Consider the following 10,351-nt stretch of genomic DNA (forward strand, 5'->3'; position numbering starts at 1 on the left):
ACGGGCACTTTCGTGACCGCACATGGGCAGTCCTTATTGGCCGTCAGCGGGCACTTTCGTGACCGCCCATGGGCAGTTTTTCATGTCCGCTGACAGAACCACGATGCGGTACCACCATCGGCATTGATCGCGTCGCCACGTCGCAGTCAGTTTGTCGGGGTCACGCGCGACGAGCAGCAGCGTTGCGCCACGTGCGGCGAGTCGATGCGCGATCGCCTCGCCGATCCCGGAGGAAGCTCCCGTCAACACAATGGTGGTGCGGTTGAGTCGCGGTTCGCCACGAAATCCGGACAACATCGATCTCGGCGACGGGAGTGGGTTCAGAGCGAGGTCTTCGAACACCACCCCACGGTACGGGTCGACACCGCGTGTGCTCGGCGTCGGCCTCCTCAGGACGACGACGTCGGAATGGCGCTGAGGAACCTGCTCATCTCTTCCGCGACGATCTCCGGCTGATCGAGCATCGAGAGGACGGCGGCGTCGGGCACCTCGCGATACTGCGCCCCGGGGATGAGGCCGGCGAGACGGCGGCCGTGGTCGAGCGGCATCACCTTGTTGGCCGACCAGAGCACGAGGGCACGTCCACCGAAGCCCGCGAGTGCTTCCGTTTGGCGTACGAGGTCGGCGGCGTCGAACCTGGTGCGGAGGTAGGAACGCACATCGCGGCGGATCAGCTTGTCCCGCAGCACCGGGTCGGTCCATCGGCGCATCAGTGCGTCAGGTAGCGGGCTCGACGCCATCTGTCCGTACAGGACGGGCAGCCGACGCAGCCAGCTCACCCGCAGCGGTCGGATCCCGATCACCAGGCCACCCGGGATGCGCCCGGCGAGCGCGACCAGTCGACCGGGGAGCCCTGGCGGGAAGTTCTCGAATGCCTCGCACGGCAAGATGACCAGCTGGGCCACCCGGTCGTCTCGCCCCATCGCCGTCAGGAACAGACCACCTCCCCAGTCGGTGTGCACCAGGGTGACGTCGTCGAGGTCGAGTGCCTCCAGTAAGTCGGCGACGAGTCCGGCCATGCCGGTCATCGAGAGATCCGCGTCCGCATGCATGGGGAGTCGGTGAGAGCCGAACGGCAGAAGCGGTCGGATGTACCGAAACCCGCTCGGCAGCAACGGCATCACCCGATCCCACAACGACTGGTCCATCAGAAGTCCGTGGAGGAGGACGACCGGCGGCCCGTCCCCGTCGACGAGATACTCCACCTGCCCACTCGGAACGTCGACGACCGGCATGCCCAGACCCTTTCAGCGGCGTTTCCCGACTAGAACGTCCATTCTAGAGTGTTCGTTCTAGGATGGGAAGATGAAGACCGAGGATCGCATCGTCGTGGCCATGGCGGAGATCATGCGCCGCCAGGGTTACAGCGGGACGGGGATGAAACAACTCGCCGAGGCGGCGGACGCGCCGATCGGCTCCATCTACCACCACTTCGCGAACGGGAAGCGCGACGTCGCCGCCGAGGCGATGCGTCGATCGGGGGCCGCCTACGGCGAACTCGTCATATCCCTCCTGGCTCCGCAGGGTGACATCGCCGAGGCGCTGATCGCGGCGTTCACACTCGCCGCCGAGACGATCGCCGAGAGCGATTGGATGAACATGTGCCCGGTGGGCACGGTGGCCGCCGAGATCGCCGACACCGAGCCCGAACTGCGTGGTGTCGCAGCGGGTGTCATGACCGGTTGGGTCGAGAGCGGCGCCGAACTGCTGCGGTCCCGAGGCCTCGGCGACTCCGATGCGCGCGCTTTGGCCGACGCCATCGTGTCGGGACTCGAAGGCGCGTTCATCGCCGCGCGCGTCCGCCGATCCACCGAACCGCTGCTGGCGACCGGCCGGGCCCTGGCCGCCTTCGCAAAGACTTTGCCGGTCAACGAGTCTCGACCGTCGGCCGATCACAGCTCGGCGAGGTAGGCATCCACCTTGTCGGCCTTCACGAGAGCCGGTAGGACAAAGCGCAACTGTGCGGAGATGTACTGGTCGAGGTCGAACCCGGGCGCGAAATGCCAGTGCTTGAGTGCCCATCCGTGGGCAAGCATCATCAGGTCGAAGACCACGAGGTCGACGTCGACGTCGTTCATCACTCCACTGCCGATGCCCGCGGTGATCGCGGCCCGCATGGGTGCCGACGTCTCGACCTCGAGTTCCTTGATGCGTTCGCGGCCCTCGGCGTCCAGAGTCCTACTCTCGCGGTACGTGAGGACGACGGCGTCGCGATTCTCGTCGACGATGGTCACGTATTGGCGAAAGCCGGCTATCAGTTGTTCCACCGGGTCGTCGCCCACGCGGTCCATGGCCGGCTGTAGTTGATCCCGGAACGTCTCCAAGATGTCGACGATCGCGGCCAGCAGGATGTCCTCTTTGCTGCCGAAGTACTTGTAGAACAGGCCGACGCTGACCTGCGCCTCCTCGGCGAGTGCCTGCATCGACATCTGATGAAACCCGGTGCGCCCCATGACGACGACGGCCGCGTCGAGCAGCTGCCGTCGGCGAGAGGACACGCGGACCGCGCGCACCGCATCCTCGACGGCCAGGTCTGCCGACGATCGTGCGGCCGTTGTCTTGGCCATCTGCCCTCCTCGGTTGCGGGATGAATCGACGTTCATTCACTATGACATGGTCAGCTCACCAGCGCCTTCGAGGCTCTCGGCTGGCGCCTCGAGCACCTCAGGCAGCGGGTGGAACCTCCAGTTTTCGACGCTCAGGCAGCGGGTGGGCGACCCGAGCACCTCAGGCAGCGGGTGGAACCTCCAGTTTTCGACGCTCAGGCAGCGGGTGGGCGACCCGAGCACCTCAGCAGCGGGGGCGGGTTTCCGGAGATCAGATCCCGAGATCCTTGGCGACGATGGTCTTCATGATCTCGGTGGTCCCGCCGTAGATCGTCTGGATGCGGGCGTCGATGAAGGCGCGCGACACCGGATACTCCCGCATGTACCCGTAGCCGCCGTGCAATTGCAGGCAGCGATCCGCGGTGCGGACCTGCAGCTCGGTTGCCCACCACTTCAACTTCGCCGCCCGCGCCGCGGTCAGCTTGCCGTCGACATGCTCGGCGATGCAGTCGTCGAGAAAGGTTCGTGCGATGTCGAGTTCGGTGGCGATCTCGGCGAGCACGAACTGGGTGTTCTGGAACGACGAGATCGGCGATCCGAAGGCCGTCCGCTCACGCACGTAATCCAGCGTTCGCGCGAACGTGCCCTCCGCGGCGGCAACCGCACCGATCGACAGCGACAGCCGTTCCTGTGGAAGGTTGCGGACGAGCTGGTAGAAGCCCTCGCCCTCGGCGCCGACCCGGTTGGCGACGGGCACCCGCATGTCACTGAACGCCAATTCGCTGGTGTCCTGCGCGTGCAGGCCGATCTTGTCGAGTTTGCGGCCACGCTCGAACCCCGGGGTGTCGGCCTCGACGACGAGCAGGGTGAGGCCCTTGTGCTTGTCGGTCCCGGTGCGGGTGGCCACCACGAACAGGTCGCCGTTGCGCCCATTGGAGATGAAGGTCTTGGACCCATTGACCACATAGTGGTCGCCGTCGAGAACGGCGGTGGTGCGGATACCCGTCAAGTCGCTGCCTGCACCGGGTTCGGTCATCGCGATGCCGAGGACGGTCTCGCCACTGACCACACCGGGAAGCCAGCGCGCCTTCTGCTCGTCGTTGGTCAGCTCGACCAGGTACGGCAGTACGACGTCGTTCTGCAGCGAGAAGGCGATCGCCTCGGCCGCGGCACCGGTTCGCGCAGTCTCCTCGATCACGATTGCGTGGTACCGGAAGTCGTCGACGCCGGGGCCGCCGAACTCCTCGGGTACGGGGAATCCGAGGAGCCCGTTCTTACCTGCCTCGGTGAAGAGAGTTCGGTCCCACTGGCCGACCTTTTCCCAGTCTTCGTGTGCGGGCGTGATCTGGTCGTCGACGAACTTCGCGACGGTCTCCCGGAAGTGCTTGTGCTCGATGTCGTGTGTGAGGGTGCTCATCAGTCGTCCTTGGTGGTGCTGTTCAGCGGAAGGCGTTCTCGCCGGTGAGGGCCTGACCGAGCACGAGCTGGTGCATTTCGGGTGTGCCCTCGTAGGTGAGCACCGATTCCAGATTCACCATGTGCCGGATCACGGGGTACTCCAAGGAGATTCCGTTGCCACCCAGGATGGTGCGGGAGGTCCGGCAGATCTCGATGGCCTCGCGGGTGTTGTTGAGCTTGCCGAAGCTGACCTGATCGGGGCGCAACCCGACGGTGTCCTTCAGCCGGCCCAGGTGCAGTGCAAGCAGCTGCCCCTTGTGCAATTCGACCGCCATGTCGGCGAGTTTGGCTTGCGTCAACTGGAATCCGGCCAGCGGACGTCCGAACTGGGTGCGCTGCACCGCATAGTCACGCGCTGCCTCCCAGGCCGAGCGCGCCGCACCGATCGCGCCCCAGACAATGCCGTAACGTGCCTCCGACAAGCTCGACAGCGGGGCCTTGATCCCCTTGCCCTTGTGGAGGTCGTCGTTGCCGGGCATCAGCGCGTCGGCCGGCAGCCGGACGTTGTCCAGAACGATCTCGCCGGTCGTCGAAGCGCGCAGGGACAGTTTGTGTTTGATCTCCGGCGTGCTGACTCCCGGGGTGTCGGTCGGCACGATGAATCCGCGAACACCGACGTCACCGTCGCCGAGATCGGTCTTGGCCCACACGACGGCGACATCGGCGATGGGCGAATTGGTGATCCACATCTTTCGGCCGTCGAGGATCCAGTCGTCCCCGTCGCGCCGGGCGCGGGTCTTCATCGACGCAGGATCGCTGCCCGCGTCGGGTTCGGTGAGACCGAAACAACCGATCGTGGTGCCTTCGGCCATCGACGGCAACCACCGCTGCTTCTGCTCTTCGCTGCCGTTGTTGTAGATGGAGAACATCGCGAGTGAGCCCTGCACCGACACCATCGATCGGATGCCCGAATCGGAGGCCTCGAGTTCCAGGCAGGCCAGCCCGTAATGCACCGATGACGCTCCACCGCAGCCGTATCCGTCGAGGTGCATACCGAGCACTCCGAGTTGACCGAACTCCTTGAACAGATCGCGGGCGATCGGGATGCCACCGTTCTCGAACCACTCCGCGATGTGCGGGGTCACGTTCTCGGCCAGGAATCCGCGAACCGAATCGCGCAGCGCGAGTTCGTCGTCGGAATATCCGAGGTCCAGATTCAGCGGATCGGCGACGGAGAACTTGGGTGTGGTGGTGACGGTGCTCATCGGGTGACTCCCTCGGTTGTCTGGGTTGCCTGGGTTGTCTTGGGCGCACTGAACGCGCCGGCGGCCATCTCTCCGGCCGCGGATTCGGTTGCCTTGTAGTGCAGCTTCTTTCCGGTGGCCGACACCGGCAGCGCATCGATGATGCGGTAGGCGCGCGGTCGCTTGAACTGCGAGAGCATCGGATGGTTACGGCAGTAACTGTCGAGATCCTCCGGTGTCGGCGCTGCTCCGTCGACCGGCAGAATGTAGGCGACGACGAGTTGGCCCCAGCGCTCGTCGGGTACCCCGACGACCAGCGAATCCGCCACGTCGGGATGGCCGTTGAGGGCTTCCTCCACCTGGACCGGATGCACGTTCTCACCACCGGAGATCAGCATGTCGTCCTTGCGGCCGACGATGGTGACGTACTCGTCGCTGTCCCAGGTCGCCAGATCGCCGATGTGCAGCCAGCTGCCGTGGTACTTCGCCTTCTCCTGCAGCGGCGAGTCGTAGTAGGCGGCAGCGCATTTCGGCGACCTGATGATCACTTCGCCAACCTCGTTGCCGTCGCGGGCGACGATCTCGTCGGGGTCGGCCAGATGCCCGTCGTCGTGCACCTTCACCACGCGGACGTCGTCGTCGAGGCACGCACGCCCCGCGGTGCCGGCATGATCGGGCAAATCGGTGGGACGCAGGAAGGTGTTCCAGAATCCCTCGGTACTGCCGTAGCCGTTAAAGATCCGCGGTGTGAGCACGTCCTGATAGTGCAGTGCGGCTTCGCGTTCCAGCGGCGCACCCATCGTGACGATGCCACGCAGGCTGGACAGGTCTCGTGGCCTCGCCTGCTGCGCAGTGGCCAGCATCGCCAGGTTGGTCGGTGCCCCGATGAGGAAGGTCAGCCGGTAGCGCTCCACCCAGTCGAGTGTCTGCTCCGGGTCGAAGGTGCGCATCGGCACCAGCGACGAACCGAGGTAGAAGGTGGGATTGGGTCCCGCGCAGTAGAGTCCGCCGCGGTGGAACCACGGCGTCATGTTCAGCGTCCGATCCTCCGGCGACAGCGGGAAGTGCATGATCACGTCGTGCGCGGAGAAGATCTCGATGGCGCTGTTCATCGGCACCGCCTTGGGCATGCCGGTGGTGCCCGACGTGTAGAGACGGGTCGTCTCGTCGAACACCCCGCGCGCGACGGTCGGGACGGGGCCATCCGACGGCAGGTCGGTGAACCGGATGGACACCGAACCCGGTACCAGATCACCGGATCCGACGCCGACGAGGATCTCCGGTGTGTGGTCGGCGCGTTCGATCGCATCGGTGACCATCGCGGTGAAGTCGGTGTCGTACACGTAGACCTTGGGCCGGCTGACGTCCAGGATCACCGCGGTCTCTCCGGCCGCGAGCCGGAAGTTGACCGGGGAGCCGACCGCCCCGGCCGCCTGACAGGCGAGGTAGAGCTGCGCGAACTCCGGACCGTTGAGCAGCTGGTAGGCCACCACGTCGCCCTCGCTCACACCGCGCTGCGCCAAACCAGCGGCGATCGCGTCGACCGCGGCGCCGAGCTGGGCGTAGGTCCACTCGGTGTCGGTCAGCGGGTCGATCATCGCAATCGCATTGGCGTATCGGGATACGTTGCGGCGGAATCCGTTCAGATAGGTGAACTCGTGCTCGAAGAAGGCACGGTACTGGTGTGCGTCGTACACATACTCTTGTGTGTCGCTCATTGCTGATCTCCGATGATCGATCCGGTTGACGACTCAGCCGGTCTGTGTCGATGAGGATGGCCGGCTCGGCAAGTGCAGTTCTGATTGCATGTTCGTCACGTCCGCCTAGCCGGCCATGGTGAGTCCGCCGCTGACGCTGATCACCTGGCCGGTGATGAACGACGCCGTGGGTGAGGCGAAGAACAGGACGGGTGCGGCGACCTCGTCGGGCCGGGCGAGCCGGCGGAATGGAATCGCCTTGACGAGAGCCTCTTTGAGCTTGTCCGGCTGCGCCTGGAACAGGGGCGTGTCGGTCGGTCCGGGGCAGACGGCGTTGACGGTGATCTGGTAGCGCGCCATCTCGCGGGCGAGCGACTTGGAGAGCGCGATCACGCCGCCCTTGGCGCCGGCGTAGATGGATTCTCCGGCACTGCCAACCCGGCCTGCGTCGGAGGCAAGGTTGATAACCCGACCGCCCTGCCAGCCGTCGGACTTGGATGCCTCCACCATGCCGGGGAGGAACGCGCTGGCCATGTGGACCGGCCCGAGATAGTTGATCGCGACCACCTTCTCGGCGAATTCCGTTGTTGCGTTGAGGAACTGGTCGGTGCGGTCCCAGCCGGCCGCGTTGACGAGGATGTCGGGCACACCGACCTCCGCGTTGACGGCGTCGCGTAGTTCGTCGACCTTGGCGCGGTCGGCGACATCGACGGACATCGGGACGATGTTGGAGTTCTCGGCGGCGGTCTGCTTGGCGGCGTCGAGGTTCATGTCGGCCGCCACGACGGTGGTGCCCTGCTCGGCGAACGCGAGTGCGATGGCCTTGCCGATGCCCGATGCGGCACCGGTGACGACGGCGATGCTGTTGGTGCTCATGATGATTCCTTCTCGTTGGGTCGCAGCGGTCAGGCGCCGACGTACTTGTTGAACTCGGGCATACGCTTCTCCGCGAAGGCCGCGGCGCCCTCGAGTCCCTCGGGTGAGTGGGTGAACAGATCGAGCGAGCTCATCGCGAGGTTCGACAGCCCCGCCTGATGGTCGGTGTCGGCGTTGAAGCTCTGCTTGAGGAAGCGCAGTGTGGTCGGCGACTTCTCGGCGATCTCCGCGGCGATCTTCTTGGCCTCGTCGAGCAGGTCGGCGGCCGGGACGACCCAGTTGACCAGACCCCAGCGCTCGGCGGTCTCGGCGTCGTACTGGCGGCACAGGTACCAGATCTCGCGGGCGCGCTTCTCGCCGACGATACGGGCGAGGAAGGCCGAGCCGAAGCCGGCGTCGTAAGAACCGACCTTGGGTCCGGACTGGCCGAAGCGTGCGGTGTCGGCAGCGATCGTCAGGTCGCACAGCACGTGCAAGACATGCCCACCGCCGATCGCAAGCCCATTGACGGCGGCGATGACCGGCTTGGGGATATCACGGATTGTCTTGTGCAGGTTGCCGATCTCGAACATTCCGCTCTCGCTCGGCCCGTAGTCGCCGGTCTCGGCGCGCTGCTTGACGTCTCCGCCGGTGCAGAACGCCTTCTCGCCCGCGCCGGTGAGGATGACCGCCTGCACGTTCTTGTCTGCCCAGGCCCGACGGAACGCGTTGATCATCTCCTCGACCGTCTTCGCCCGGAAGGCGTTGTATCGGTGCGGCCGGTTCATCGTGATGATCGCGGTCGGCCCCTCGACGGTGTAGTCGATGTCCTCGTAGTCCATGGTGGCGCTCCCTGCTGCTAGCGTTTGTGACTGACCCTTCATGGTGAATGAATGTATATTCACTCAACCGAGGTGTCAAGGATCACGCGGAGGCGAGCGCGGAACGCCGACGACGTCGGTGGGTGGTCGCTGATCCGAAGAGTACTGCGACCAACGCTCTGACCTGGGTTTACGTGGCGTCGGGGGCGCGAGGACCCCGCGCGTCGACAGGGACCTCATTTCTGGTCAGAGACCTTCGGAACTGCCGACGGTCCCTGACCACAAGTGAGGTCTCCGTGATGGGTGGTCCGTGACGGCCACTTCGCCGACCCGAGGCGCGTCGCCGGCGAGTCGTGGTTTCAGAAACCGCGTGTCTGGTCAGAAACCCGAGGCGCACCAGCGGTTTCTGGCCACACCAGCGGTTTCTGGCGACCAATGCGGTTTATGCGACGAGGCCGCGCTCTTCCCGCCTCCATGATCGTCGGCAACGCCGACGGTGAGTCGCTGATCCGAAGAGTTCGGTGACTGGCGCTCTGGCCTGCGCATAAGCGTCCACCACCCCACCGCTCTCTGAGGTGCCCGAGGCGCCGGCCGAGGGATGCCTCGAAGGGCAGGCGAACGGGCCACGTCAGCGAGCCACCGGACCACTGAAAGTAGGGGAAGGTTCTTCCCCTACTTTCTGCCCCTGCTTGTTGAGTCGTCCGCGAGAAAATTCGCGGGGAGGACTCCAGGGGTAGGGGACGAGTTTCTTCCCCTATTTTTCGTGGATCATCGTCGCCGCGCCGCGCTCCACGGCCCTCTTCCCGCCTCCATCGCCGCCGCAGGCGGCGGGTGCGTCGCTGACTCGAAGAGTTGGGTCACCACCGCTCTGAACTGGGCAAATGTAGCTTTTCGAGGAGTCGCTCCTGACACTCTGTGTCCTGTTGGAGGATCTGTGTACTGCAGCACCCGGTTGACCTGATTCGACACAGGGTGTGGTCTGAGGCCACCCATGGCACATCACCGCCCAGAGCGGCCTCGGCTTCGGTCTGGCCGTGTCCCGCGTCGTCCTGCGAGAACTCGAGTTGAGTTGGAGAACGCGAGTGCTGCAGCACTCGCGTTCTCCAATTCGGCTCCAGTTGTCGCGGGCGCCAGCCGCGCGGAGGCCCCGGGCCTGACTCGAAGAGTTAGGTGACCAATCCCGCTGAGCTGCGGGAATGGAAAAGTCGCTTTCTGTGTGGTGCTGGGCTGACTCGAAGAGTTAGGTGACCAATCCCGCTGAGCTGCGGAAATGGAAAAGTCGCTTTCTGTGTGGTGCTGGGCTGTTAGGCGACCTCGCGGGGGGTGATGGTGACGTCGAGGCCGAGGCTTTCCAGGGCGCGCACCGCGTTACGCATGGTGCGTTCGGGGTTGCGGCGCTGGTAGTAGTCGGGGCCGCGTTCGATGTAGCCGACGTTGGTGGTGAGCATGGTCCAGATGATGGTGAGCAGGGTGCGTTCCAGAGCGACGATGGCCTTTTGGGGGTTGGTGGAGCTGGCCAGCCGTTTGTATTTGGCGTGCAGGGCGGTGCCCGGGTGTCGGGCGATAGCGAGGACCGCAGCACCGAGGGCGCCTTTCAGGTAGCGGTTACCGTGCCGGGTTTTCCCCGATTTTCGGCGGCCGGCCGATTCGTGGTGCCCGGGCGCCACCCCGGCCCACGACGCCAAATGATCGGCACTGGGGAACACACTCATGTCGCCTCCGGTTTCGGCGATGATCACATCGGCGGTGCCGGTCGAGATGCCCGGGATTTCGATCAACAGTTCCCGGAC

10 protein-coding genes are annotated in these 10,351 nt (G+C 65.2%); 1 reads left to right on the forward strand and 9 read right to left on the reverse strand.

Annotation, left to right across the window (positions count from 1 at the left end; all coding sequences use genetic code 11):
* Positions 1 to 33 precede the first annotated feature (33 nt).
* Both ACWDTF_RS24430 and ACWDTF_RS24435 read right to left on the reverse strand, forming a co-directional pair.
* Positions 34 to 297: an SDR family NAD(P)-dependent oxidoreductase gene (locus ACWDTF_RS24430; protein ID WP_449755227.1), complete on the reverse strand. Its 264-nt coding sequence runs from the start codon at positions 295 to 297 to the stop codon at positions 34 to 36.
* 92 nt (positions 298 to 389) lie between these two features.
* Positions 390 to 1,235, reverse strand: a complete 846-nt coding sequence (locus ACWDTF_RS24435; RefSeq protein ID WP_449755224.1) for an alpha/beta fold hydrolase — start codon at positions 1,233 to 1,235, stop codon at positions 390 to 392.
* A gap of 70 nt (positions 1,236 to 1,305) precedes the next feature.
* On the opposite strand from ACWDTF_RS24435, the gene ACWDTF_RS24440 reads away from it, so the two are divergent.
* Positions 1,306 to 1,911 carry a TetR/AcrR family transcriptional regulator gene (locus tag ACWDTF_RS24440; protein ID WP_240855785.1) on the forward strand — a complete coding sequence of 202 codons (606 nt, stop codon included), beginning with the start codon at positions 1,306 to 1,308 and terminating at the stop codon, positions 1,909 to 1,911.
* Here the strand turns inward: ACWDTF_RS24440 and ACWDTF_RS24445 are convergent.
* The 7 genes from ACWDTF_RS24445 to ACWDTF_RS24475 all read right to left on the reverse strand — a co-directional run.
* Positions 1,893 to 2,567, reverse strand: coding sequence for a TetR/AcrR family transcriptional regulator (locus ACWDTF_RS24445; protein ID WP_240855786.1), 675 nt, complete (start codon positions 2,565 to 2,567; stop codon positions 1,893 to 1,895). The two genes, ACWDTF_RS24440 and ACWDTF_RS24445, sit on opposite strands and share 19 nt — an antisense overlap.
* Positions 2,568 to 2,817: 250 nt before the next feature.
* Positions 2,818 to 3,963 carry an acyl-CoA dehydrogenase family protein gene (locus ACWDTF_RS24450; protein WP_355276073.1) on the reverse strand — a complete coding sequence of 382 codons (1,146 nt, stop codon included), beginning with the start codon at positions 3,961 to 3,963 and terminating at the stop codon, positions 2,818 to 2,820.
* Positions 3,964 to 3,985: 22 nt separating this feature from the next.
* Positions 3,986 to 5,209 carry an acyl-CoA dehydrogenase family protein gene (locus tag ACWDTF_RS24455; protein WP_240855796.1) on the reverse strand — a complete coding sequence of 408 codons (1,224 nt, stop codon included), beginning with the start codon at positions 5,207 to 5,209 and terminating at the stop codon, positions 3,986 to 3,988.
* Positions 5,206 to 6,906, reverse strand: coding sequence for a class I adenylate-forming enzyme family protein (locus ACWDTF_RS24460; protein WP_355276075.1), 1,701 nt, complete (start codon positions 6,904 to 6,906; stop codon positions 5,206 to 5,208). Before ACWDTF_RS24460 ends, ACWDTF_RS24455 begins: the two co-directional genes overlap by 4 nt.
* 105 nt (positions 6,907 to 7,011) lie before the next feature.
* A complete protein-coding gene (locus tag ACWDTF_RS24465; protein WP_449755225.1) occupies positions 7,012 to 7,761 on the reverse strand; it encodes an SDR family NAD(P)-dependent oxidoreductase in 750 nt (249 codons plus the stop codon).
* 29 nt (positions 7,762 to 7,790) lie between these two features.
* Positions 7,791 to 8,582 carry an enoyl-CoA hydratase-related protein gene (locus ACWDTF_RS24470; protein WP_240855802.1) on the reverse strand — a complete coding sequence of 264 codons (792 nt, stop codon included), beginning with the start codon at positions 8,580 to 8,582 and terminating at the stop codon, positions 7,791 to 7,793.
* 1,283 nt (positions 8,583 to 9,865) lie between these two features.
* A partial coding sequence (locus ACWDTF_RS24475) for a transposase (RefSeq protein ID WP_449755226.1) occupies positions 9,866 to 10,351 on the reverse strand: 486 nt, incomplete at its 5' end.

This window comes from Gordonia sp. NPDC003422, assembly GCF_053588675.1.

Excerpts from the sequence above, each read along its gene's own strand:
- ACWDTF_RS24430 (WP_449755227.1), bottom strand. The coding sequence starts at position 297 with ATGTTGTCCGGATTTCGTGGCGAACCGCGACTCAACCGCACCACCATT.
- ACWDTF_RS24440 (WP_240855785.1), top strand. The coding sequence starts at position 1,306 with ATGAAGACCGAGGATCGCATCGTCGTGGCCATGGCGGAGATCATGCGC.
- ACWDTF_RS24455 (WP_240855796.1), bottom strand. The coding sequence starts at position 5,209 with ATGAGCACCGTCACCACCACACCCAAGTTCTCCGTCGCCGATCCGCTG.
- ACWDTF_RS24445 (WP_240855786.1), bottom strand. The coding sequence starts at position 2,567 with ATGGCCAAGACAACGGCCGCACGATCGTCGGCAGACCTGGCCGTCGAG.
- ACWDTF_RS24470 (WP_240855802.1), bottom strand. The coding sequence starts at position 8,582 with ATGGACTACGAGGACATCGACTACACCGTCGAGGGGCCGACCGCGATC.
- ACWDTF_RS24435 (WP_449755224.1), bottom strand. The coding sequence starts at position 1,235 with ATGCCGGTCGTCGACGTTCCGAGTGGGCAGGTGGAGTATCTCGTCGAC.
- ACWDTF_RS24460 (WP_355276075.1), bottom strand. The coding sequence starts at position 6,906 with ATGAGCGACACACAAGAGTATGTGTACGACGCACACCAGTACCGTGCC.
- ACWDTF_RS24465 (WP_449755225.1), bottom strand. The coding sequence starts at position 7,761 with ATGAGCACCAACAGCATCGCCGTCGTCACCGGTGCCGCATCGGGCATC.
- ACWDTF_RS24450 (WP_355276073.1), bottom strand. The coding sequence starts at position 3,963 with ATGAGCACCCTCACACACGACATCGAGCACAAGCACTTCCGGGAGACC.